20 protein-coding genes and 1 pseudogene are annotated in these 24,801 nt (G+C 70.0%); 13 read left to right on the top strand and 8 right to left on the bottom strand.

Features of this window, described 5'->3' with window-relative positions:
* Positions 1-111 precede the first annotated feature (111 nt).
* Genes atzF through ACOFKX_RS12075 form a run of 8 tightly spaced genes read right to left on the bottom strand, consistent with a single transcriptional unit; the run spans position 112 to position 10,104 of the window.
* A complete protein-coding gene (atzF, locus tag ACOFKX_RS12110; RefSeq protein WP_419827220.1) occupies positions 112-1,872 on the bottom strand; it encodes an allophanate hydrolase in 1,761 nt (586 codons plus the stop codon).
* Complete coding sequence (uca, locus tag ACOFKX_RS12105; protein ID WP_419827219.1) at positions 1,869-5,468, bottom strand: urea carboxylase; 3,600 nt, start codon at positions 5,466-5,468, stop codon at positions 1,869-1,871. Before uca ends, atzF begins: the two co-directional genes overlap by 4 nt.
* A complete protein-coding gene (locus tag ACOFKX_RS12100; protein WP_419827218.1) occupies positions 5,465-6,103 on the bottom strand; it encodes an urea amidolyase associated protein UAAP2 in 639 nt (212 codons plus the stop codon). Before ACOFKX_RS12100 ends, uca begins: the two co-directional genes overlap by 4 nt.
* Positions 6,100-6,918, bottom strand: coding sequence for an urea amidolyase associated protein UAAP1 (locus tag ACOFKX_RS12095; RefSeq protein ID WP_419827217.1), 819 nt, complete (start codon positions 6,916-6,918; stop codon positions 6,100-6,102). Before ACOFKX_RS12095 ends, ACOFKX_RS12100 begins: the two co-directional genes overlap by 4 nt.
* Positions 6,915-7,412 carry a CopG family ribbon-helix-helix protein gene (locus tag ACOFKX_RS12090; protein WP_419827216.1) on the bottom strand — a complete coding sequence of 166 codons (498 nt, stop codon included), beginning with the start codon at positions 7,410-7,412 and terminating at the stop codon, positions 6,915-6,917. The genes ACOFKX_RS12095 and ACOFKX_RS12090 overlap by 4 nt, the downstream gene beginning before the upstream one ends.
* A complete protein-coding gene (locus ACOFKX_RS12085; protein ID WP_419827215.1) occupies positions 7,402-8,199 on the bottom strand; it encodes an ABC transporter ATP-binding protein in 798 nt (265 codons plus the stop codon). The genes ACOFKX_RS12090 and ACOFKX_RS12085 overlap by 11 nt, the downstream gene beginning before the upstream one ends.
* The gene (locus tag ACOFKX_RS12080) at positions 8,196-9,011 is read right to left on the bottom strand and encodes an ABC transporter permease (protein ID WP_419827214.1); all 816 of its coding nucleotides are present in this window, start codon (positions 9,009-9,011) and stop codon (positions 8,196-8,198) included. Before ACOFKX_RS12080 ends, ACOFKX_RS12085 begins: the two co-directional genes overlap by 4 nt.
* Positions 9,012-9,024: 13 nt before the next feature.
* Positions 9,025-10,104, bottom strand: coding sequence for a putative urea ABC transporter substrate-binding protein (locus ACOFKX_RS12075; protein ID WP_419827213.1), 1,080 nt, complete (start codon positions 10,102-10,104; stop codon positions 9,025-9,027).
* A 222-nt stretch (positions 10,105-10,326) separates the two neighbouring features.
* Here ACOFKX_RS12075 and ACOFKX_RS12070 point away from each other — a divergent pair, with 222 nt between their 5' ends.
* From ACOFKX_RS12070 to ACOFKX_RS12010, 13 genes and pseudogenes are all read left to right on the top strand, one after another.
* A complete protein-coding gene (locus ACOFKX_RS12070) occupies positions 10,327-11,727 on the top strand; it encodes a hybrid sensor histidine kinase/response regulator (protein ID WP_419827212.1) in 1,401 nt (466 codons plus the stop codon).
* Complete coding sequence (locus tag ACOFKX_RS12065) at positions 11,717-12,646, top strand: response regulator (protein WP_419827211.1); 930 nt, start codon at positions 11,717-11,719, stop codon at positions 12,644-12,646. Before ACOFKX_RS12070 ends, ACOFKX_RS12065 begins: the two co-directional genes overlap by 11 nt.
* Before the next feature lie 121 nt (positions 12,647-12,767).
* Positions 12,768-14,378 (top strand): sulfotransferase, encoded by a 1,611-nt coding sequence (locus ACOFKX_RS12060; protein ID WP_419827210.1) that lies wholly within the window; start codon positions 12,768-12,770, stop codon positions 14,376-14,378.
* 64 nt (positions 14,379-14,442) lie between these two features.
* The gene (locus tag ACOFKX_RS12055; protein ID WP_419827209.1) at positions 14,443-14,820 is read left to right on the top strand and encodes a hypothetical protein; all 378 of its coding nucleotides are present in this window, start codon (positions 14,443-14,445) and stop codon (positions 14,818-14,820) included.
* A 184-nt stretch (positions 14,821-15,004) separates the two neighbouring features.
* The gene (locus ACOFKX_RS12050) at positions 15,005-15,337 is read left to right on the top strand and encodes a UrcA family protein (RefSeq protein WP_419827208.1); all 333 of its coding nucleotides are present in this window, start codon (positions 15,005-15,007) and stop codon (positions 15,335-15,337) included.
* A gap of 276 nt (positions 15,338-15,613) precedes the next feature.
* On the top strand, positions 15,614-16,525 hold the full coding sequence (locus ACOFKX_RS12045) for a sterol desaturase family protein (protein ID WP_419827422.1): 912 nt from the start codon (positions 15,614-15,616) through the stop codon (positions 16,523-16,525).
* A gap of 71 nt (positions 16,526-16,596) precedes the next feature.
* Positions 16,597-17,526 carry a YncE family protein gene (locus ACOFKX_RS12040; RefSeq protein ID WP_419827207.1) on the top strand — a complete coding sequence of 310 codons (930 nt, stop codon included), beginning with the start codon at positions 16,597-16,599 and terminating at the stop codon, positions 17,524-17,526.
* A 209-nt stretch (positions 17,527-17,735) separates the two neighbouring features.
* Complete coding sequence (locus ACOFKX_RS12035) at positions 17,736-20,246, top strand: TonB-dependent receptor (protein ID WP_419827206.1); 2,511 nt, start codon at positions 17,736-17,738, stop codon at positions 20,244-20,246.
* Positions 20,247-20,484: 238 nt separating this feature from the next.
* Positions 20,485-20,733, top strand: coding sequence for a hypothetical protein (locus ACOFKX_RS12030; protein WP_419827205.1), 249 nt, complete (start codon positions 20,485-20,487; stop codon positions 20,731-20,733).
* A complete protein-coding gene (gene paoA, locus ACOFKX_RS12025; RefSeq protein ID WP_419827204.1) occupies positions 20,730-21,347 on the top strand; it encodes an aldehyde dehydrogenase iron-sulfur subunit PaoA in 618 nt (205 codons plus the stop codon). The genes ACOFKX_RS12030 and paoA overlap by 4 nt, the downstream gene beginning before the upstream one ends.
* Positions 21,344-22,294, top strand: coding sequence for an FAD binding domain-containing protein (locus ACOFKX_RS12020; protein ID WP_419827203.1), 951 nt, complete (start codon positions 21,344-21,346; stop codon positions 22,292-22,294). The genes paoA and ACOFKX_RS12020 overlap by 4 nt, the downstream gene beginning before the upstream one ends.
* A complete protein-coding gene (gene paoC / locus ACOFKX_RS12015) occupies positions 22,291-24,513 on the top strand; it encodes an aldehyde oxidoreductase molybdenum-binding subunit PaoC (protein ID WP_419827202.1) in 2,223 nt (740 codons plus the stop codon). Before ACOFKX_RS12020 ends, paoC begins: the two co-directional genes overlap by 4 nt.
* Positions 24,513-24,737 (top strand): annotated as a pseudogene (locus ACOFKX_RS12010) (GNAT family N-acetyltransferase); the annotation flags it as partial. The gene paoC and the pseudogene ACOFKX_RS12010, both read left to right, overlap by 1 nt.
* Between the last annotated feature and the right edge of the window lie 64 nt (positions 24,738-24,801).

Below are 24,801 nucleotides of genomic sequence, written 5' to 3'. Positions count from 1 at the left end.
AGTGTAGCGGCGGGTGTCCGCATCACGGATCCCGGCGACCTTGTAGGCCAGCTTCCGGGTAAGGCACGATGCTGATCCTCGCACGGTTCGCACCGCGCAAACCATACGCCGTCAGTCTGCTCCTCGTGCAACATAGGCCCGCCAACCGCCCAGCGCCGTGACGTCCTCGGCGTTCGTCAGGGCGCGCGGTTCCGCGACGAAGCCTTTGACGAAGCTGCCGTCCTCCAGGGTGACCGTCCCGATCGCCAGCGGCGGCGGCACCTCGGCGACAAAGCTGCCGAACGCCGCTAGATCGAGTTCGTAGAGCTCGAGCGCGATGGCGCCCCCATTTTCGGAATGGACCAGCGCGGGCTTGGGCGGGGCGCTGTCGGCCATCGCGTAGAGCCTGTAGGTCGGCGCGGTCTTCGCCTCGCCCAGGAAGCGCGCGTCGCGCGACGTCAACTGCCAGTGGAGCGGCATGTCCTTGAGGTGGGCGCCTACCACGGCCAGCTTCACGGTCTCCATCCGTCCCTCCAGATCGAGCGGCGGCGGCGATGCCGGCGCGGGGAAAAGAGCGTCGGCGGCATCGACGAGCGCGCGATCCGTGCCGGCCGGCCCGATGAGCGTGATGCCGAAGCCTACTCCGCTGCCATAGCGCCCGGCGGGCAGCGCGATCGCCGCCATGTCCAGCAGGTTCACGAAGTTGGTGTAGGCGCCGAGGTTCGCGTTAAGCGCGATCGGCGCGACGAGCATCTCGGCCACGCGATAACAGGTCGGCGCAGTGGGGAAGGCGAGCAGGTCGACCTCGCGCCACATCGCCTCGGCGGCGCGGGCGAGCTCGGCGAGACGATATTGTCCCTCGAAGGCTTCGACCGCGCCGTACGAGAGGCCCTGCTCGACGATCTCGCGAACGACGGGGTGGATCGCGTCCGGATCGTCCCGTAGCAGGTCGCGCACGGCGGCGGTACGCTCGGCCACCCAAGGTCCGTCGTAGAGCAGGCGCGCGGCCTCCGCGAGTGGCGCCATGTCGATCTCGACCAGTTCGACATCGAGCGTAGCCAGCGCTGTATCGTAGAGGAAGCCCGACTCGATGTCGCCGAACCACGGCCGCTGATCGGCGCGCGGAATGCCGATGCGGCGGGTCGCGCGGGGCACGTCCGGCAGCGCGCGCGAGAAGGCATCCTGCGGGTCGAAGCCGGCGACCACCGCGTCTACCAGTCCCGCCTCCTCGGCGGTGCCGGTGAAAACGGTGATGCAGTCGAGCGTGCGGCAGGCGGGGACGAGGCCGCGGCTGCTCCACCGTCCCCTCGAGGGCTTGAAGCCGATCAGGTGGTTGAAGGCCGCCGGGATGCGCCCCGAACCGGCGGTGTCGGTGCCCAACGCGAACGCCACCAGCCCCGCCGCCACCGCGACCGCCGAGCCCGAGCTAGATCCGCCGCTGATCCACGCGCGATTATAGGCGTTGCGCGGCACGCCGTAGGGGCTGCGCGTGCCGTTGATGCCGGTGGCGAACTGGTCGAGGTTGGTCTTGCCCACCGGCACGGCGCCGGCGGCGACCAGCCGCTCGATCACCGTCGCCGAGCGATCGGGCGCGTAGGCGAAAGCGGGGCAGGCGGCGGTGGTGTCGAGGTCCAAGACGTCGATATTGTCCTTCACCGCGAACGGCACGCCGGCCAGCGGCAGCACCTCACCCTGCGCGACACGTTCGTCGACGGCGGCGGCGGCGGCGCGGAGCGCCTGCGCGTCGAAGCGCGAGATCCACACCGCGTCCTGCACCGCGTCGTAGCGGGCGAGCCGCTCCAGCACCTCCTCGATCACCGCGACGGCGCTGCGGCGCCCGGATTGCACGTCGTCCGCGATCCGCACGACGGACAGGCGATCGAGCGCGATCATGCCCGCACCAGCGCCAGCATCGGCGCACCGGGCGCCACCGCCTGCCGCTCGGCCACGAACAGCGCGGCGATCGTGCCGGCGGCAGGGCTCACGACCGGGAACTCCATCTTCATCGCCTCAACCACCAGGATCGTCTCGCCCGCTGCCACGGCGTCGCCCGGCGCCTTCATCACCTTCCAGACGCTGCCGCCGAACGGCGCCTCGACGAGCTCGGAACCAACCGGCATCTCGACGGCGTCGGCCGGCTCGCCGGTCGCCTCCTCGACGAGGCTCGCCACGCGGTCGAACTCGCCGCGCCGCTCCCAATCGGCGCGCTCGGCGGCGAAGGCGGCGTTGCGGCGCTCCTCGAAGGCGGCGATCGAGCCGGCGTTGTCGGCCAGGAAGGCGCGATAGTCGGCGAGGCGGAACTCGGTCTCCTCAATCTCGATCGCGCGGCGGCCGAGCGGAAAATCGCGCCGCCATTCGGTCAGCTCGTCGTGGCTGACGGGGAAGAAGCGGATCTGGTCGAAGAAGCGCAGCAGCCAAGGCTTGCCGTCGACGAAGGCGCCGCCCTGGCGGTAGGTGTTCCACACCTGGATGGTGCGGCCGAAGAGCTGGTACCCGCCCGGCCCCTCCATGCCGTAGATGCACATGTAGGCGCCGCCGATGCCGACGACGTTGGGCGGCGTCCAGGTGCGCGCGGGATTGTACTTGGTGGTGACGAGCCGGTGGCGCGGATCGATCGGCGTCGCGACCGGCGCGCCGAGATAGACGTCGCCCAGCCCGTAGACGAGGTAGCTGGCGTCGAACACGGTGCGGCGCACCGCGTCGGCATCGGCCAGCCCGTTCACGCGACGGATGAACTCAATATTGTTCGGGCACCACGGCGCATCGTCGCGCACGACGGCCATGTAGCGTTCGATCGTCTGGTGGATCGCGGGATCGTCCCAGCTCAGCGGCAGGTGGACGATGCGCGACGGGATCGTGAAGTCGTCGAGCTCGCCGAGCAGCGCCTCGATCGCCGCCAATCGATCGAGAAGTGCCCCCTCGCGCAGCGACACGCCGTCGAAATGGACCTGGAAGGAGCGGATGCCGGGCACGATGTCGAGGATGCCGGGCAGCGCCGCCTTGCGCAGCGCGCCGGTGGCGGCGTGGACGCGCAGCCGTAATTCGAGATCCAGCGTGATCGGGCCGTATTCGACCAGCACGTTGCGATCACCCTGCCGGCGCACGAGCACGCGCGGGCGGCGGCCCTGCGCCTGCAGATCGGCGAGGATCGCGTCCCTTCCGCCACCGGTGACGGCCGGAGCGGCGGGCGCGGCGCCGCCCGCGATGAACGCCTCCTCGACGGCGCTCGCCGCCTCCGCCTCGGCGAGGCCCACCTGCTCGAAGCGGATGCGATCGCCGGGGCTGAGCTGGCCGACCTTCCACAGATCGGCCGCGATCACCACGAACGGGCAGACGAAGCCGCCCAGCGACGGCCCGTCGGGGCCGAGGATGATCGGCATGTCGCCGGTGAAGTCGATCGCGCCGATCGCGTAGGGATTGTCGTGGATGTTGGAGGGGTGGAGCCCGGCTTCGCCGCCGTCCTTGCGCGCCCAGCGCGGCTTGGGGCCGATCAGCCGCACGCCGGTGCGGTTGCTGTTGTAGTGGACCTGCCACGCGGCCGACAGGATCGTGTCGATATCCTCGGGGGCGAAGAAATCGGGCGCGCCGTGTGGGCCGTAGAGCACGCGGATCGTCCAGTCGGGGCCGAACGCAAGCTGATCCACCTCGTGCCCGCCCGCAACCGCGGCGGACGCGCGCGGCGTCATGTGCAGCGTGTCGCCGACGCGCAGGCGGCGCCCGCCATGGCCGCCGAACTCGCCGAGATCGAAGGTCGCCGCGCTGCCGAGATAGGCCGGAACGTCGAGCCCGCCCGCGAACAGGAGGTAGCCGCGCATTCCGCCGCCGCCGACGCGGCCGAGCGCCAGCGTCTGCCCCTCACCCACCGCTACCGGCACGTTGCGCGGCACCGGCTCGCCGTCGAGCGTGGCGGAGAAGTCGGCGCCGGTGATGCAGACGCGGGTCGCGACGTTGAACTGGAGCGTCGGGCCGGTCGCCGTCACTTCGAGGCCGGATGCGCGCGCATCGTTGCCGAGAAGCGCGTTGCCCAGCCGGAACGCGCGCGCGTCCATCGGGCCGGACGGCGGCACGCCGACGTCCCACGATCCGATCCGGCCGGGCCAGTCCTGCACGCTCGTCGCGGTGCCCGCCGATCGCACCACGACGCTGCATGGACGATGCTCGACATGGGCGAGCGAGCCGGTGGAGACGTCGCCGGACACGAGATCGGGGCTGCGCGCCACGTCGCGCAGCCAGCGCAGGTTGGTCTCGATGCCGGCGAGGCGCGTCGCGTCGAGCGCGGTTTGCAGCGCCGCCACGGCCGAGGCGCGATCAGGGCCGCGCACGATCAGCTTGGCCAGCATGGGATCGTAGAAGGAGGAGACCTCGGCGCCGCTCTCCACCCAGGTCTCGACGCGCGCGTCGGCCGGAAAAGCGACATCGGTCAGCGTGCCCACGGCGGGGCGGAAGTCGATCGCCGGATCCTCGGCGTAGAGCCGCGCCTGGATCGACCAGCCGACAGGCGCGGGCACGGGTGTGTCGAGGAAGGCGAAATCGCCCGCCGCGCCGCGCACCATCCACTCGACGAGATCGACGCCCGTCACCTCCTCGGTGACGCCATGCTCGACCTGCAGACGGGTGTTCACCTCCAGGAAGAACCAGTCCTCCCGCTCGGGATCGTAGAGGAACTCGACCGTGCCCGCCGAGCGATAGCGCGCCGCCATGCCCAGCCGCACCGCCGCTTGCGTCAACTCCGCGCGGATATGCTCCGGCAGGTTGGGCGCGGGCGCCTCCTCGATCACCTTCTGGTTGCGGCGCTGGAGCGAGCAGTCGCGCTCGCCGAGCGCCACCACGTGCCCCGCCCCGTCGCCGAAGATCTGCACCTCGACGTGGCGCGCGCGCGGCACGAAGCGTTCGAGGAACAGGCTGGCGTCGCCGAAATTGCCCGCGCCGAGCCGCGCCACCGCCGCGTAGCCCTCGCGCACCGCCGTCTCGTCGGCGCACACGCGCATGCCGATGCCGCCGCCGCCCGCCGTCGCCTTGAGCATCACCGGATAGCCCACGCGCGCGGCCGCCTCGATCGCCTCTTCGGGGCTCGCCAGCAGCCCGGTGCCCGGCGCCAGCTTCACGCCCTCGGCCTCGGCGAGCGCGCGCGCGCTGTGCTTGAGGCCGAAGGCGCGGATGTTGTCCGCCGTCGGCCCGATGAAGGCAATCCCCGCCGCCTCGCACGCCTCCGCGAAGCCGGCATTTTCGGAGAGGAAGCCGTAGCCGGGATGGATCGCGTCCGCCCCCGTCTCGCGTGCGGCGGCGAGGATGCGCTCCGCATCGAGGTAGCTCTCCGCGGCCGGCCCCGGCCCGATCCGCACCGCCACGTCGGCCTCGGCGACGTGGCGCGAGGCCTCGTCGGCGTCGGAGAAGACCGCGACCGAGCGGATCCTCATGCGTTTCAGCGTGCGGATGATCCGGCACGCGATCGCGCCGCGATTGGCGATCAGGACGGTTCGCACGTTCACGCCGCCACGATCATGCGCACGGGCGTGGGATTGAAGCCGTTGCAGGGGTTGTTGATCTGCGGGCAGTTGGAAACGACGACGATCACGTCCATCTCGGCGTGCAGGTCGACGGTCAGCCCGGGCGCGGAGATGCCGTCGACGATGCCGAGCGCGCCATCCGCCTCGACGGGCACGTTCATGAAGAAGTTCACGTTCGATACGATGTCGCGCTTGGTCCGGCCGTCGCGCAGGTTCGCTTCGAGGAAGTTGTCGACGCAGGCGTGTTGCGCCTTGGTGTGGTGCCCGTAGCGCAGCGAGTTGGACTCGCACGAGCAGGCGCCGCCGATGGTGTCGTGATACTCCACCGACGTGCCGGCGATGGTCATCATCGGCCGCCCTTCGTTGGAGAGCAGCACCGAGCCTGTGCGCAGGAAGATGTTGGCCTGTGCCGCGATCGTGTCCTGCGCGCTGTAGCGTTCGGCATCGTCGGCGGCGGCGTAGGCCAGGAAATCGACTGCCTGGTTGCCTTCGAGGTCGACGATGCGGAGCGTCTCGCCGGCGCTCACCCGGTGTAGCCACGGGGCGCGCGCGGGCACGATCTCGTCATGGACGACGGCGCCGGGCAAGCCGGCGAGGTGGGGATCGTCATGGCTCATCGGCGGTGAAGGTCTTCCGTGTTGAGGAAGGCGCGCTGCCGCTCGGGCGTCGCGTTGCGGATCGGGTCGTCCTGCGCCGCAATCGGTCCGCGCCACGCGGTGACGCGCAGCGGCGTCACGCTCCAAGGCCGCGCGTCGAGCACATGCGGGCAGTTGGCGATGACGGCGATCACATCCATCTCGGCGCGCAGGATCAGCGATCGGCCCGCTGCGAAGGGGCCGAGTTCGGGCTCGACGGTGCCGTCGGCGGCGATGCGCACGCCCTTGAACAGGTTGATGCAGGGATGGACGTCGCGTGCGCCCAGGCCGTGCTTGGCCGCGCCGAGCAGCAGCCGGTCGCGCGCGCTCGGATGCTCGCCCGAATTGCGGCCGTCGCCGTAGCGGCGGGTGTTGGATGCGGCGGTGGAGGGGCCGCAGAAGGCGTCGTGCGTCTCCGCGTCGTCCGCCTCGATGCTGGCGAGCACGCGGCCCATGTCGGAGAGCAGCACGCTGCCCGCCGACAGATAGGCGTTCCACTGCACCTTGAGGGTATCCGCGACGTTCAGCCGCTCGCCGGGCATCGCGGCATTGAAGAGGTTGAGCGAGGCGCAGGCATCGCCGCGCAGGTCGATCAGCCGCAGCCGCGCGCCGCGCGCGAGGACGCGCGAGGCATAGCCGCCGCCCGCGATCGTCTCCTCCCAGACCAGATCGTCGGGGCAGACACCCTCCGGCAGATCGTCGGCGCGGGGCGGCAGCACCGGCATCGCCTCGACCGTCGTGCCGGCCATGGCGCGGGCATGATCGCGTGCCGCGTTCGGATCGGCGAGCGCGCTCATGCCGCCTTGCCCGCCGCGAGCGGCGCGCCCCGCTCCTGCTCGTGCAGCGGCGGCAGCAGCGCGGTGGTGGTGAACAGCCTGAGCTGGCGCACCCCGCGCACGGTGCGCAGCGCGTCGCACAGCTCGCGCAGCCGCGTCGCCGGCCCCTGGACGAGCAGCACCTCCAGCGACTGGTCATCCTCCAGGAAGACATGCTGGGAGGAGATGACCTCCTTCAGGAAATCACCCTGCATCTGGGAAAGCTGGTGGCGCACGCGCCCCATGTCGCCGCGATAGACGAGCGTGATCGTGCCCGCGAGCATGGCATCCGGGCGCACCGCCGCGCCATGCTCGGCCAGTTCGTTGCGGATCAGCTCGGCGATGAGTTGCGAGCGCGACGGCAACCCGCGCTCCTCCACCATCGCGTCGAGCTGGCGGGAGAGGCCGGACGGCAGGCTCATGCTGAGCCGTGCGAGGTTGGTGGGCGGCGCATCCTTCACGGGATCATTTCTCATGATTATTACCGATGCTGTCAATCGTAATACCGGTTGCCTGATCGTCGATCGCATCGGGCGTCGGCGCGGCCTTGAGCGCGAGATCGTAGATCGCGGTGGCGCCGAAGCGGTGCGGCGCGTGCGGATCGATGCGGCGCTTGTCGAAGGCGAGCAGGCGGGTGCCGAGCTTGAAGGCCTCGCCGATATCGTGCGTCACCATCAGCACGGTCAGCCCGTGCTCGCGCCACAGGCGGAGGATGAGGCCGTGCATGTCCTGCCGGATGCCGGGATCGAGCGCGCCGAACGGCTCGTCGAGGAGCAGCACGCGGGGCCGTGCGATCAGGGCCTGCGCGATCGCGAGGCGCTGCTGCATCCCCCCTGAGAGCTGCGCGGGATATGCGTCTAACGCATCGGCGAGGCCCACCTCCGCCAGCATCGCCTCGGCCTCCTCGGCGGCGGCGCGGCGCGCACGTCCGAACAGGCGGGCGGTGAAGCGGGCGCCGGCGCATTCCCGTGCGAACATCACGTTGCGCAGCACGGTCAGGTGCGGGAACACCGAATATCGCTGGAACACCACTCCGCGATCCGGCCCGCACTCCGCGACGAGGGGCTTGCCGTCGAGCAGGATGCGTCCGCGACTGGGCGCCTCCTGGCCGAGCACGAGGCGCAGGAAGCTGCTCTTGCCAGCCCCCGAAGGCCCGACGATCGAGACGAAGCTGCCCTCCGCGATGCCGAGGTCGACGCGCTCAAGCACGACCTTGTCGCCATATTCGAGCCAGACATTGTCGAGAGCGAGCAGCGCGCTCACCGGCGGTGCCCATGCGCCCAGGCGAAGGCGCGACGGCTGAGCTGCGCCAGCGCCACGTCCATCGCGATCGCGAGGACCGAGATCCACGCGACGTAGGGGATGATGACGTCCATCGACAGGTAGCGGCGGACGAGAAAGATGCGGTAGCCGAGGCCGACGTCCGACGCGATCGCCTCCGCCGATATGAGATACACCCACGCCGGCCCGAGCGACAGCCGCAGCCCGGCGATCAGGCGTGGCAACGCCTGCGGCAGAGCCACCCGCAACGCGAGCTGCCAGCTCGATGCGCCGAGCGTCTGCGCCTTGACGAGCTGCTCCTGCGGGATCGCGGCGACATGATCGGCGAGATCGCGGATCAGGAAGGGCGCGACACCGATGACGATCAGCGCGACCTTGGCGGTCTCGCCCAAGCCGAAGACGATGAACAGGATCGGCAGCAGCGCGATCGGCGGGATCACCGCGATGGCCGTCACCAGCCCGCCGAGCGTTGCGCGCGCGGCGGGCAGCACGCCCAGCACCATGCCGACGAACAGCGTGGAGAGCGTGCAGATGCCGAGCGCGATGCCGAGCCGCTCCAGGCTCGCCAGCGTGTCCGCCCAGAACACCAGCCGGCCGCTCAGCGGATCGACCTCGGCGATCAGGCCGTGCATCGCCGTGAACATCGCGGCGGGCGTGGGCAGCAGCTTGTCCGAAGGATTGGCGGCGTGGCGGGAGGCGGCGGCGAGCATGTACGCCGCGAGGATCGCCAGCAGCGGGATCGCGCCGAGCAGGATCGAGTTCCGGCGCCCCGGCCTGACGTTGACCCAGCGCATCGCCGCCGCCTTCTCAGAGCTTGCCGGCGGCCGCCTGCTCCATGAAGCTCGGATCGAACCGGAGCTTCACGTTGCCGGCATCGCCCAGCGTCCTGCCGCCCGGCAACCCGATGCCCACCGCGTCGGCGGACTTCGCGCCTTGGCCGAACAGGCCCTTGGAGAAGCTGAAGTCGCGCACCTTGGTCATCGTGGCCGGCAATGCGGGCGACGTCATCGCGGCTACGGCGTCCTTGGGCGTGCCGTAGAGGTGCGTGGTCTTGAGCTGCGCGTCGAAGGCCTGCGGGGTCGATCCCGCCATCTTGGCCATCGCCGCGCGGGCGGCGGCGCCTGCCGCGTCCTGGCGCTGCATCAGGCTGATCGTCTCGTACCAGATGCCGGCGAGCGCCTTGCCGAGATTGGGATTGGCCTTGAGCGTGGCGGTGTCCACCGCGAGCAGGTCCAGGATCTCGGCGGGCACCTGATGCGAATCGAAGACGAGCTTGGCGCCGGGTTGCTTGGCGAGTTCGGTGAGCTGCGGGTTCCACGTCACGGCGGCGGTGGCGCTGGGATTGGCGAAGGCGCCGACGATATCGGCATCCGACGTGTTCACCGTCTTTACGTCGCTGAGCTTGAGCCCGACCGTCGAGAGGCCGCGCGCGAGCAGGTAGTGCGAGACCGAGAGTTCCACGAGGTTGACGGTGCGGCCCTTGATGTCGGCCAGACTCGACGCGTTCTTGAGCACGATGCCGTCGTTGCCGTCCGAATAGTCGCCGAGGATGATGGCGCTGGTGTCCTTGCCGCCGGCCGCCGGGATGGTGAGCGCGTCCATGTTGGTGACCGTCACGCCGTCGAGCTTGCCGGCGTTGAACTGGTTCACCGATTCGACATAGTCGTTGACCTGCACGAAGTTGATCTTGACGCCGTACTTGTCGGCCCACTTCTTCACGATGCCGGCCTGCTGCGCGTAGGGCCACGGCATCCAGCCGGCGTAGATCGACCAGCCGATCGAGAAATCCGTCCGTTTGGCCTGTTGTGCACCGCCGCCACAGGAGGCGGTGGCGAGCATCGCGGCAGTTGCGATCGCGACCCGCGTCTTCGTCAGCCAGCTAGCCATGTTTGCCCCTTCTCGATCACGTCCTCGGGTGCTGAAAGCCTGGTTTCCCGCTAAGCGACGATGCACCCGATATTACGTTTGAACAACTCAGTAATAACCAATATATCGAGCGGATGGCGGCTGTCATCCTGTTTTGCGCTGCGGCAGAAATGGTACCCGGCGTGTACCTCGGCGGTCAGGTCGGGCATGGCTGAGCGCGCGGGCAGCGACGGAGCCGCGGGCGTGACGGCGAACGACGAACTGCGCCGGGCCAAGGAGGCCGCCGAGGCCGCCAACGCCGCCAAGACCCGCTACCTCGTGGCCGTCAGCCACGAGATCCGGTCGCCGCTGAACGCGATCTACGGATACGCCCAGCTTCTGGAACGGGAGGGCGCCATCCCGCCCGCCGAAGCGGGAAGCGTGATCCGGCGTGCGGCGGAGCATCTCACCAACCTGGTCGAGGGCCTGCTCGACATCTCGCGGATCGAGAGCGGGGTGCTCAAGGTGCGGCAGGACGTCGTTCGCCTGCCCGCGCTCGTCGATCACGTCGTCGACATGTTCCGGATGCAGGCGGCGGCCAAGGGCCTCTCGCTCGACTATGTCGTCAACGGCCGGTTGCCGCCGTTCGTGCGGACGGACGAGAAGCGGCTGCGGCAGATCCTCATCAATCTGCTGTCCAACGCGATCAAATACACGCGCGAGGGCGGCGCTACCCTCGCGATCACCTACCGCAGCCAGATGGCGCTGGTGGAGGTCTCGGATACCGGCATCGGCATAGCGGCGGACGACATCGAGAGGATCTTCGAGCCCTTCGAGCGCGGCAGCTCGCCCGATGCCGCGGCCCAACCAGGCATCGGGCTCGGCCTCGCGATCACCCGCGCGCTCGCCCGCGTGCTCGGCGGCGAGGTGACGGCGTCGAGCGAGCCCGGACGCGGCAGCCGCTTCCGGCTTCGCATGATGCTGCCCGAGCCGATGGTCGCGCCGCCGAGGGCTTCGGCTTACGAGCGAGTGACCGGCTATCATGGCGAGCGGCGGACGCTTCTCGTCATCGACGACGATCCCGCGCAGATCGCGGTGCTGCAGAACCTGCTGCGGCCGCTCGGCTTTATGGTGTTCTTGGCGTCCAACGGACCGGACGGATTGGCGCTCGCCGAGCGTTGCTGCCCGGACCTCGTGCTGCTCGACATCCAGATGCCGGGCCTCAGCGGCTGGGAGGTCGCCGAACGGCTGCGCCGCGTCTGCCGGGGCAAGCTGCGCATCGTCATCGTCTCCGCCAACGCGCACGAGTTCCAGGCCGGCGGTGACGGCCGCAGCAGCCACGACGCCTTTCTCTCCAAACCAGTGGAGCTCGACGGGCTGCTCGAGACGATCGGCCGTCAGCTCGATCTCGGCTGGATCAGCGCCGGCGACGGGGCGGTCGGCGCCGAGACACCGCGATCCGCTCCTCTTCCCGAAGCGGCCCTCGCCCATATCGCCACGCTGCGGGGCCTCGTCAGGACGGGGCATGTGCGGGGCATCGACGACGCGCTGACCGACCTCGAGGCCGCCGCACCGGCGAGCGCCCCGACGATTGCCGAGATGCGGCGCCTGCTCGACGCCTTCGATCTGCGCGGGCTCGCCCGGATGCTCGACGATGTCGGCTGATCCCCCCCGCAGCGGCGGCGGCGCGACCATCCTCGTCGTCGACGACACGCCAGACTCGCTGCGCTTCCTCACCGCCACGCTCGAACATGCCGGTATGACCGCGCTGATCGCGGTCGACGGCCTCGCCGCGCTCGATCTGCTCGACCACGCCACCCCCGACCTGGTGCTGATGGACGCGATGATGCCGGGCCTCGACGGCTTCGAGACGACTCGTCGGATCAAGGCGAACGGCCGGCTCCGCCACCTGCCGGTAATCTTCATGACCGGCCTGAGCGAGACCGAGCATGTCGTGCGCGGCCTTCAGGCGGGCGCGGTCGATTACGTTCACAAGCCGATCGTGGTCGACGAGCTGCTGGCGCGGGTGGCGGTCCACCTCGCCAACGCACGCATCGCGCGGGGCAGCCAGCTCGCGCTCGACACGTCGGGACGCCCGTCCTTCGCGGTCGACGACGCGGGCGCGACCTCATGGCTGACGCCGCTCGCCGCGGGCACCATCGAGCGGCTGTTCCCGGGCTGGCGCGCGCATGATGCCGCCCTGCCCGGGCCGCTGGCGACCGCGGTCCGCCGCCTGCTGAGCGCGAACGGGCCCGAAGGCACGCACGCGTCGCTGGAGGTCGGAGACAGCGTGGTCGAATGCACCTTCCTGCACCGCGCGACCGGCGGCGACCACCTCTTCCGGCTTATCGAGACGCGCGAAGGCGACGCCGAGCGGCGCCTCGCGACACGTCACGGCCTCACCTCGCGCGAGGCCGAGGTGCTGTTCTGGATCAGCCGCGGCAAGCAGAACCGCGAGGTCAGCGCGATCCTGAAGATCAGCCCGCGCACCGTGAACAAGCATCTGGAGCAGATCTTTGAGAAAATGGGCGTCGAGAACCGGGCGTCCGCCACCGCGATCGCCGTGGGCACACTGTCGCGGTAGGCCATGATGGAGGGTGGTAGTGAGCGCGTCTCACGACCGGTAATGCGTCGTTTGACGTAGGTTTGGCCGCCGCCCGGGCGCCCAGCATCGGCGAGCGCGTCGACGACGAGGAGGAGACGCCGTGCCACCTGAAAGCTCTCCTGCCCGTCCACCCGGCCCCGTTACGAGAGCGGCGTTAAGCGCCACGGCGCGCGCCACGCTGGAATCCGGCGATCTCGACGGCGCACGCAAGCTGGGGGCGGTGCGGCTCCGCGAGGCGGCCGGCGCCGCCGAGGGCGAGTTCCTCCTCGGCATCGCCGACGCCGAGGAGGGGCGCGTGCGCGACGGCATCGCGCGGATCGAGCGGGCGGTGGCGATCGCGCCGCACGGCGAGTATCGCGCCCAGCTCGCCCGCCTCTACACGCTCGTCCACCGCGACGGCGACGCCGCAGCGATGCTGCGCGCTGCCGAGCGAGCGCCGCCCGCCGATGCGCTCGGCCGCGACACGATGGGGTGCGTCTATGCGCGCCTCAGCGACCATGACGCCGCCCTCCCCCACTTTCTCGCCGCCACCGCGCTGGCGCCGGGCAACGACGCGTTTTGCTACAATCTGGCGGCGACGCTCAGCTTCCTTGGCCGCGCGGAGCAGGCCGACGCCGCGCTGGAGACGATCCTCGCGCGCTCGCCCGACAACGCGCGCGCTCACCACCTGCTGGCGGGGCTGCGCAAGCAGACAGAGACGCGCAACCACGTCGAGCGCCTGCAGTCCGCGCACGACCGCGCGCGGCTCGGTCGCGACCGCCTGCTGACCGGCTACGCACTCGTGAAGGAACTGGAGGATATCGGGCGGCCGCACGAGGCCTTCGAGCGGCTCGCCGCCGCTAATGCCGCGCATCGCGTCGCGCTTGCCTATGACTTCGCGCGCGACGCGGCGCTGTTCGACGGGGTGGAGGCGGCTTGGCCGGCGATGTCGCGCGCGCCGTCGGGCACGCCGTCCGCCGAAGCCCCGATCCTCGTGGTCGGGATGCCGCGCACCGGCACCACGTTGGTCGATCGCATCCTCGCTTCCCACCCCGAGGTTGAGAGCGCGGGCGAGCTTCAGGCGCTGCCGCTCGCGGTCAAGGCGGCGGCGGGGACGCACAGCCGCACCGTCCTCGATCCCGAGACGATCGCTGCCGCCGCAGCCGCCGATCCGGCGGCGATCGGGCGCGACTACCTCGCCCGCGCCGCCCACCATCGCCGCCAGCCCGAGCGCCGCTTCGTCGACAAGTTCCCCGGAAACGTCCTCTACGCGGGCATCGCCGCGCGGGCGCTGCCAAACGCCGCCATCATATGCCTGCGCCGCAGCCCGATGGACACGGTGCTCGCCAATTTCCGCAACCTGTTCGCGATCGGATCACGCTACTACGACTACAGCTACGACCTCCTCGACATCGCCCGCTACTATCATCGCTTCGATCGGCTGATGGCTTTCTGGCGAGCGGCGCTGCCCGGCCGCATCCTGGAACTCGGCTACGAGACGCTGGTCACCGACCAGGAGGGCGAGACGCGCCGGCTGCTCGCGCATTGCGGGCTCGGCTGGTCGGGATCCTGCCTGGAGTTCCACAACCACGGCGGCGCAGTGTCGACGCCCAGCGCATCGCAGGTCCGCCAACCGATCTACGGGACGTCGATCGCGCGCTGGCGAACGCACGCCGACGCGATGACGCCAGTCCGCGCCTTCTTCGAGGCCCACGGCATCGCGCCAGACTGAGGCAGGTGCCGCTACGTCAAACGCCTCATGGCGAGCGCGGCCTGCGCGGCCCAGCGATGGCGTCATGATCGGTCGGTCTCAGGCGGCTCTGCTTCTCTTCGCTGCGGCGGCGGCCTCGCCCGTCGTGGCCCGCCCGGTCGCGACCACGCGCCTCGTCTCATGCGGCGCGGACGATTGTCTGCTCGTCCGGGGTCGTCGAGCGTCGCCGCGAGCCGCAGTCCGGATCAACGGCCACCCGGTCGCGGCGTCGGGCGAAGGCGCCTGGCAGGTAACCCTGCCGCTCGCGACCGTCCGGGACTGGTCCACCCCTTTCGCCCGCACGCTGCAGATTGCCATCGAGGAACCGACAGGCGCGCGCGTGGAAGACGAGGCCGTGCGCCTCCCCGTCGGGCTCTTGGCCCACAGGATCGAGCTGGCGTCTCTGACCGTACGCGCTCGGTAGCGGGGAGAAGCGCGAACGATCGCCCGGCCGTCCCTCCGACAACAGACCTCTCCCACACGGCGCAAGTTCATGCCTGTGCCGTCTGTCGCCATGCCCGCTGTATCCCGATTGCCCTAACCGACCTGCGACACTAGATACACGCTGCCGCCCGGGAAGAGGCGGGAAGTGATCGCAGGAGAATGCCATGAAGATCGCAGTCGCGGTGATCGCCGCCGCCTCGCTCGGGTCCGCCGCCGTCGCCGGCACGATCGACAATCCCTTCGGCAGAAACAGCGCCACCCTGTCGCTCAAGGGCATCGATCTCGCGACCGCGGGCGGGCAGCAGCGTCTCGCGGTGCGCGTGGATCAAGCCGCCCGCGCCGTCTGCGGCGAGAGCCTCGCCACGGTGCACATCGATCTTGAGGCGCGCGCCCGCGCATGTCGCGCCGATGTGGCCGAGCAGGTCCGCGGCCAGATCGAGTCGCGCGTGGCCGCCGCCTCCCCTGCCCACGCGGTCCAGCTCGCCTCGGCGCGCTGAGAACCGGTCGCCCCGCCGCTCGACGGCGGGTCGATCGTCCTTTCAGTCGCAAGGCGCCCTACGTCATTCGCCCACCTGCGCGAACGCGGGCGTCACCCTAATCGGCCGGTCGCAATGGAGGCGATCATGGTCGACTTGGCTTGTCTCGAGGCGGTGAGCCGAGCGGGTTCCGCCGAAGTCTCCTGCGCGCAGCCGCACCTGAGCGCCGACGTACGGAGAGAGCCGCTGGCCGGACGCACCCTGCGACACGTCGTCGCGAGCTGCCTCCAGCCCGCGATGGTGCTCGGCGCCCTGCTGTTCTGGTCGCTGGCGCCGACGGCGCTGACAACCAACCCATGGACGATCGTGGTCACGTCCGCGCTGACTACGCTCTTCATCCTATGGCTTGAACTCGCCAACGAACGGCACGCGAGCTGGCGGATGAACGCGCGCGAGTTCCTAACTGACCTCTTCTACGTCGTGCTGAGCTCGACCGTGATCTCGTGGTTGACGACGACGCTCGCCGAGGATCCGCTGAAGGCGGCGAAGCACGCGCTCGGCATCGCAACGCCCTGGGCGATGCACGCGCCCTTCGTGGCGCAGGTCGCGCTGGTCGTCTTCCTGGTCGAAGTCGGGCAATACTGGATGCACCGGCTGATGCACAACCAGTCGCTGTTCTGGTCGACGCACGCGCCGCACCACCACCTCACGCAGCTGAACGCCGCGAAGGGTGCGGTCGGCAACCCGATCGAGCTGTTCCTCATCAGCCTCAGCGTTGTCGCGCTGTTCGATCTGCCGGTGCCAGCGCTGTTCTGCGCCTTCTCGATCCTCGGCATCGTGTCGACCTTCGCACATGCCAACACGCGGTTCGATCCGCCGGCCTGGTACGCCTATATCTTCACCACGATCCGCAACCACAGCCTTCACCACTCGGTCGGCTACGACGAGACGCGCTGCAACTACGGCAACTCGCTGATCCTGCTCGACCGCGTTTTCGGCACCTATCGCGACGGCGAGGCGGAAGCCGTAGGGCAAGACGAACGGCGGCGGCTGGGCATCGTCGAGCAGATGCTCTTCCCGTTCCACCCCGCGATCGCCCGGATCAAGACGCGGCGCGAGCATGTCGAGGCGGTGCTCGCCGCGCTGCCTGCCGGAGCGGTCGCGGGCCGTCCCTCGCCCGCCGTCGAGCGGGCGATGGCGCGGGCCTGACCCCGACCATGAGGGCAGTCGGCGAACGTGACGGGAGGAGCGGCAGATACGCTGGCCGTCGCTCGAGCCTCGTGCACCGGCTCCTGGCGTCGTTGGTCCTGCTGATCGCCAGGGACGCCGCGGCCTTCCCCGTTTCGGCCGCACGCGAGGAGCAGACGCTCGTCGTGCCCGGCTTCGCGGACTTCCTCGCGGTCGACGGCGACACCGTGTGGGCGACCAACAAGGGTCGCGTTGAGCGCTGGTCACGGCGTGGCCTCGTTGCCACGGTTCCGATGTCGCATCCCTGCGGCGCGATGGCGCTTGGGTTCGGCGCCCTGTGGGTGGCCGACTGCCAGGAGGGCACGCTCGTGCGGATCGATCCGCGGACCGCGCGGATCGTCGCGCGTGTGGCCACGGGCATTGCCAATCCGAAGGGCGAGCTCAACGTTGTCGCCAGCCCGGAATCGGTCTGGGTGGCGAGCGACGACGCCGGCCGGATCGCGAAGGTCGATCCCGCCACGAACCGCGTCGTCGCCACCGTAGCGGTCGATGCCGGCAGCTACTACCTCGCCTTCGGCTTCGGCTCGCTGTGGGCGGTCAGCAGCGCGAGCCGCTCGCTTCAGAAGATCGACCCCGCGACGAACGCCGTCGTTAAAAGGATCGCGCTGGGTAGGCAGCCCGGCTTCCTCGCGGCGGGCGAGGACGCCGTGTGGGTGCAGGAACAGGGTGACGGCACGGTCGCTCGCGTCGATGCGGCTACGGGCGCGGTGTCGGGCCGCGTCAAGGTGGGCCGCGATCTCCTCTACGGCGACATCGACGCCGCCGGCGGCGCAGTGTGGCTCCGCACCACCGCCGACCAGACGTTCGTGGTGATCGACCCCCAATCGCTGCGGATCGTCGCGCGCGTGGGCAAGCCGTCCGGCAGCGGCGCGTTGCGTTACGCCGGCAGCGGCCTGTGGACGACCGCGCACGATCTCCACACGCTGACGTGGTGGAGCACGACCCCGGCCGAGCGCCCGTAGCCCAGCCGCACCGCCGCACCGCCGCACCGCCGCACCGCCGTCGGCGCGATCGCCCCGACGCCGTTACCTCCCGCTACGTCAAACGCCTCATGGCGACGAACACGAATTCACCAAATCGTAATACCCGAGGAACGCGTCCGCAGAGACGCGGCGATCACGGGGGCGGACCTGAAGGTGAGGTGCTTGTTCGATCTAACGGGGGGCTCGGAGTGGTAGGAACCTTTTCTCGCGCGGCGCTGCTGGGCGCGACCATCCTGTCCGGGATCGCGGCCACCATGGCGGCCGCCCAGACGGCGCCCCCGGCCGACGCGTCCGCATCGACGCCGACGGAGGACGCGGCGGCGGCCGGCAGCAACGAGATCGTCGTGACGGGCAGCCGCCGCAAGACGACTTTGCAGGACACGCCGATCAACATCAGCGCCGTCACGACGGACACGATCGACAGGCAGCGTATCGACGACGTGCGCGGGCTCGCCGCCTTCACCCCCGGCCTCACCGTGCTTGATACCGGCCCGACCGGGACGGGCAACATCGTGCTGCGTGGCATCAACTCGGGAGACACCTCCAGCGCCGGCGACAACACCAACAACACGGTCGGCGTCTACCTGGGCGAGGTTCCGCTCTACCTCGACTTCAAGCTGATCGACATCGCGCGCGTCGAGGTTCTCGAAGGGCCGCAGGGCACGCTCTACGGCCTCGGCACGCTGGCCGGCGCGGTGCGCTACATCCCCAACCGGCCGACGACGGACCGCTTCTCGATCGACGTCCACGCCCGCGGCTATGCGGAGTCGCACAGCGACGATTTCGGCGGTGTCGGTGATGTCGCGGTCAACGTGCCGATCGTGGCCGATCACGTCGCCTTCCGCACGGCCACCGGCTACTACCACAATGCCGGATTCATCGACGACAACTACATCCTCCAGCAGCCCGGCGTCTCCAATCCGCAGCCGGTGCGCAGCACCGACGCGAACCAGGCGTCGTTCGGCACGCCGGCGGACTATGCCGCGAACTTCCGCGCGAAGAAGGATCTGAACTACGAGCGCACCTTCACGACGCGCAACCAGCTGCTGCTGGAGTATAACCCCGATCTGAAGCTCTATCTCACCTACGCACACCAGACGACGAAGACGGACGGGCGACAGGCAAACATCGCGGGCGTGCTCGGCACCGACCGCTACGAGGCCCCGTTCCGCTACGAGGAGCCGTTCAAGCGCAAGGCGGACCTCTACGCGGCCGAGCTCAACGTCAACCTGTTCGACATCGCGCAGTTTACCAGCACCACCGCCTATACCGAGCAGGACAACCGCAACACCGACGACAACACCGACCTGCTGCTCGATCTCAACTATGGCTACGAAGCGTTCCCGGAGTTCTCGTCCTTCGCGGATAACCAGCAGCGCTACAAGCAGTTCAACCAGGAGATCCGCCTCGTCTCCACGCACGGGGGGCCGATCAACTGGGTGCTCGGCGGCTTCTACAACCGGCTCCGCTTCAAATCGAACCGGCAGGAACATGTGCCGGGCTTTGCCGCCTTCGCCGGGATCGAACGCCCCGACGACTTGGAATATATCTCGTTCGTGAACCAGAAGAACGTCGAGAAGGCGGTCTATGGCGAGGCGACCCTGCACGTCACCAAGGCATGGCAGGTTACGGGCGGCATCCGCTACTACAAGTACGACGTCGTCGCGACCGGCGGGTCCGACCTGCCGCTGCTCACCACGCGCGTGCCTTACCCGCTCGACCCGGACTTCACGAGCAACTTCGCCCCGAACCGCGTCCGGACCGGCACGACCGGCTCGGACGGCGTCGTGTGGAAGGCGAACACCTCCTTCAAGTTCAGCGAGAACCTGCTCGCCTACGGCACCTACAGCACCGGCTATCGTGTCGGCGGCGTCAACCGCGTGCCCGGCTGCACCGACGACCAGCTCGCCACGATCGCGGCGGGCGGCCAGGCTCTCTGCGCATTGCCTGACGAGCTCTCCTTCGGTCCGGACAAGACGCGCAATGCCGAGATCGGCGTACGCGCCGCCCTGTTCCAGAAGCGTGTGCAGCTCACGCTCGCAGGCTTCCACGTCAACTGGAGCGGCATTCAGGTGCCGAGCACGACGATCAACGGCGCGATCGGCATCACCAAGAACGGCAACAAGGCGGTCTCGCAGGGCCTGGAGTTCACCGGCACCGTCAAGATCACGCCCCAGCTCGTGGTCCAGGGCACCTATTCCTACGTCGACGCGCACCTGACGCAGCGCGCCCCCGCGCTGGTGGTGGTGCAGGATCCGGGCCCCGGCTACGACAGCAACCTGTTCGACGGCGAGCCCGGCGATCGTCTGCCCGGCTCCACCAAGAACTCGGGCAGTATCCAGGCGACCTACACCCATCCGTTGGGCGAGGGCCGCGCGATCGAGGCGAACTGGGCGACCACGTACACGGGCAGCGTCTACTCGCGCGTCGGCCTGCGCGGGTTCGGCACCCGCATTCCGAGCTACGTCACCCACCGCGCTTCGCTCACCTACCGGACGGACGCCTTCGATGTCGGCGTGTTCGCCGATAACATCCTCGACAAGTACGCGATCACCTCCATCGGCAACGACCGCAGCTCGCTCAACCGCGTCCGCGACGCCTTCGGCTCGGTGGCGGGGGAGGGCGTGGTCGAACGCTACTACGCGCAGACGGTGCTGACGCCGCGGCGCGTCGGCGTCGAGCTCCGCTATCACTATTGACGCGCCCCGCGCGCGGGTGGAGTCCAGCGAGATGAAGGCTCTCCCGCGCGCGGCGCTCGCGGCTGCTGGTCTCGCGCTGAGCGCGACGGCTGCGCAGGCCGACGCGCCCCTCCCTGCTGCCCCGGGAGCGCCTGGGTCGAGCGTGACCGAGCTTCGGTCGCAGTGCGCGGGCAAAAACGGGTGTACCGAATCCGCATGTTCGGCGATATGTACGAAGTCGGCGCCTGCGGAAAACGTCGTGCTCCTGTTCGCCAAACTCGCAGACGCGATCCTGATCGACGGCGCGACGGCGGCGGCGGCGCCATCGATCGAGGCGGATGTCCGACGGCTGGGCCTGCACGGCCGTAACATGAAGCTGCTGCTCTCGACGCTCGACCATCCCGATCACTCGCGTGGCCTGAGTGCGCCCCAGCGGTGGCTCGCGGGCGAGGGTTCGATGCAAGCCGATCGCGCTGCCGCCGGCGACAGGCGGAGATCCGGATCGTGACCGTCACCCGAAGGGGCGTGCTGATCGGCGGCGCCGCGACCACCGCCGTCGCCGCCATTCCGGCCGATCCGCCCGGCGGCGGCGCGGCGGCGGCCAGGCCGCCGCAGATGCCGGTGCGCCTCGAAGTCAACGGCGAGCGTCGCGAGCTCATGATGGACACGCGCACCACGCTGCTCGACGCGTTGCGCGAGCATCTCCACCTCACCGGTACCAAGAAGGGCTGCGATCACGGCCAGTGCGGCGCGTGCACCGTGCTGGTGGAGGGCAGGCGCATTAACTCGTGCCTCAGCCTCGCCGTCCAGCACGAGGGCGACAGGATCACCACGATCGAGGGACTGGGCACGCCCGAGCGCCTCCACCCGATGCAGGCGGCGTTCGTGAAGCACGACGGTTTTCAGTGCGGCTACTGCACGCCCGGCCAGATCTGTTCGGCGGTGGCGGTGCTCGACGAGATCGCGCGCGGCGTACCGAGCCACGTGCAGGCCGACGTCGTCGCCCCTCCCCGCCCGAGCAACGCCGAGCTACGCGAGCGGATGAGCGGCAACATCTGCCGCTGCGGCGCCTACTCCAACATCGCGGACGCCATCTCCGAGGTGGCAGGGGTGCCGTCGTGAGGGCGTTCACCTACGAGCGCGCGCGCGATCCCGTCGCCGCCGCGCGCGCCGCCGCCGCGCGGCCGGGCGTCAAGTTTTTGGCGGGCGGCACCAACCTGCTCGACCTCATGAAGCTGGAGATCGAGGCTCCGGCGCATCTCGTCGACGTGCAGGACATCGGCCTCGACAGCATCGAGGCAACGCGGGAGGGCGGCCTGCGCATCGGCGCACTCGTCACCAACAGCGATCTCGCCTCCGACATGCGGGTGCGCCGCGACTACCCCGTGCTCACCCGCGCGATCGTGGCGGGTGCCAGCGGCCAATTGCGCAACAAGGCGACGACTGCGGGCAATCTGCTCCAGCGCACGCGCTGCCCTTATTTCTACGACACCAACATGGCCTGCAACAAGCGCAGGCCGGGTTCGGGCTGCGCCGCGATCGGCGGCTTGTCGCGCCAGCTTGGGGTGATCGGTGTCTCCGACGCCTGCATCGCGACCTTCCCCGGCGACATGGCCGTCGCGATGCGCGTGCTCGACGCCACGATCGAGACGGTCAATGCGGACGGCGGATGCAGGACCATCCCGATCGCTGGCTTCCATCGCCTGTGGGGCGATCATCCCGAGCAGGACACAGTGCTCAAACCGGGCGAGCTCATCACGGCGGTGACGCTCCCCCGCCCGCTCGGCGGACGGCACGTCTACGAGAAGGTACGAGACCGCGCCTCCTACGCCTACGCACTCGTGTCGGTGGCGGCGGTGATCCAGGCGGACGGCAGCGGCCGCGTCGCCTTCGGCGGCGTGGCGCCACGGCCGTGGCGGGTCGAGGAGGCGGACGCGCTGCTGCCGCAGGGCGCCGCCGCCGTCACCGCCTGCGCCTTCCGGGGCGCGACGCCGACGCGCGACAACGCCTTCAAGCTGCCGCTCGCCACCCGCGCGCTGGCCGCCGCGATCGGGCGAGCCACGTCATGAAGTTCGACGCGCCCGCCGGCACCAACCCGATCGACCGGATGCGCGTCGTCGGCCGCGCGCACGATCGCATCGACGGCCCGTTGAAGACAACGGGCACCGCCCCCTACGCCTATGAACATCATGCCGAGGTGGCGAACCCCGCCTATGGCTACATCGTCGGCGCCGCGATCGCGAAGGGCAGCATCGTCGCGATGCGGCTGGAGGAGGCCCGCGCCGCACCCGGCGTGCTGGCGATCGTCACGGCGACGAACGCCGGCCCGCTTGGCAAGGGCAAGATGAACACCGCCAGGCTGCTCGGCGGCCCCGCGATCGAGCACTATCACCAGGCGATCGCCGTCGTCGTCGCCGAGACCTTCGAGCAGGCGCGCGCCGCCGCCGGGCTGGTGCGCGTCGACTATGCGCGCGACAGGGGCGGGCGGTTCGATCTCGACGAGGCGCTGAAGACGGCGCCGCTCGCCGGCGGATCGAGCGGCGAGGGCAGCGCCGCGCCCGCCGCCGACCGGGTCGGCGACTTCGAGCGGGCGTTCGCCGCCGCACCCGTCCGCATCGACGCCGAGTACCGCACCCCCAATCACAGCCACGCGATGATGGAGCCCTTCGCCTCGATCGCGGCGTGGCAGGGCGACGGGCTGACGCTCTGGACGTCCAACCAGATGATCGACTGGGGGCGCGGCGATCTCGCGACGACGCTCGGCATCCCCAAGGAGAAGATCCGCCTGCTCTCCCCCTATGTAGGCGGCGGCTTCGGCGGGAAGCTGTTCCTGCGCGCCGACGCGGTGCTGGCGGCGCTGGGCTCGCGGGCGGCGGGGCGGCCGGTCAAGATCGCGATGCAGCGGCCACTCATGGCCAACAACGCCACCCACCGTCCCGCCACGCGCCAGCGCATCCGCATCGGCGCCCAACAAGACGGAACGATCACCGCCATCGCGCACGAGAGCGGATCGGGCGACCTGCCCGGCGGCGATCCCGAGACGGCGGTCAACCAGACCAAGCTGCTCTACGCGGGCGCCAACCGGCTGACGGCGATGCGGCTTGCCGTGCTCGATCTGCCCGAGGGCAATGCGATGCGCGCGCCGGGCGAGGCGCCGGGGCTGATGGCGCTCGAAATCGCGATGGATGAGACGGCCGAGGCGCTGGGCATGGATCCCATCGACTTCCGCGTCCGCAACGACACGCAGGTCGATCCGGAACAGCCCGCCCGCCGCTTCTCGCAGCGCCAGCTCGTGCGCTGCCTGCGCGAGGGCGCCGAGCGCTTCGGCTGGTCGCGGCGCGTCGCCGTGCCCGGGCAGGTGCGCGACGGACGCTGGCTGGTCGGCATGGGCGTGGCGGCGGCCTTCCGCAACCACGTCAACCGGCCCTCGGCCGCGCGCGTCAGGCTCGGGCGTGACGGCGTCGTGACGGTCGAGACCGACATGACCGACATCGGCACCGGCAGCTACACGATCGTCGCGCAGACCGCCGCCGAGATGATGGGCGCGCCGGCGGACACGGTGATTGTGCGGCTGGGCAGCTCCGCCTTTCCGGTTTCGGCGGGATCGGGCGGCCAGTGGGGCGCCGCCAACGCCACCGCCGGCGTCTACGCCGCCTGCGTCGCGCTGCGCGAGGCGGCGGCGCGGCGGCTCGGCTTCGATCCTGCCGCCGCCGACTTCGCCGGCGGCCGGGTGTCGAGCGGCGGGAGATCGGCCAGCCTGCGCGACGCCGCCGCCGCGGGCGAGCTCGTCGCGGAGGACGGGATCGCGTTCGGCACGCTCGACAAGCAGTACCGGATCTCGACGTTCGGCGCGCACTTCGTCGAGGTCGGCGTCGACGCCTGCACCGGCGTTACGCGCGTGCGCCGGATGCTTGCGGTGTGCGCGGCGGGGCGGATCATCAATCCCAAGGCGGCGCGCAGCCAGGTGATCGGCGCGATGACGATGGGCGTCGGCGCGGCGCTCATGGAGGAGCTTGCCGTCGACCGGCGCTTCGGCCTGTTCGTCAATCACGATCTGGCCGGCTACGAGGTGCCCGTCCACGCCGACATCCCCCACCAGGACGTCCTGTTCCTGGACGAAGCGGACGAGAAGGCGAACCCGATGAAGGCCAAGGGCGTCGGCGAGCTCGGGCTGTGCGGCGTCGGCGCGGCGATCGCCAACGCCGTCCACAATGCCAGCGGCGTTCGCGTGCGCGACTACCCGATCACGCTCGACAAGCTGCTGGACCGATTGCCGGCGATCGCCTGATGCCGGTGCTGCGCACCGAGCGCCTGCTCCTCCGCCGCGCGCGGGCGAGCGATGCCGAGGCGATCCACGCCATCGTGAGCGATCCCGCGGTGATAGCCTACTGGTCGACACCGGCGCACGCCGCCCCTGCGAAGACGCGACGGTGGATCTTGCCCGTGATCGATATCGATCCCGCCGAGGGCGAGGACTACGTGCTGGAACAAGGCGGACGGATCATCGGCAAGGCCGGGCCTCATAGCTTCCCAGAGATTGGGATCGAGCTGCGCCGCGAGAGTTGGGGTCAGCCTC

It is taken from the genome of Sphingomonas sp. (assembly GCF_965200105.1).
Classification (GTDB): Bacteria; Pseudomonadota; Alphaproteobacteria; order Sphingomonadales; family Sphingomonadaceae; genus Solisphingomonas.
The sequence above is the reverse complement of the archived record's forward strand: the minus strand, read 5'-3'. Positions and strand labels throughout refer to the sequence as shown.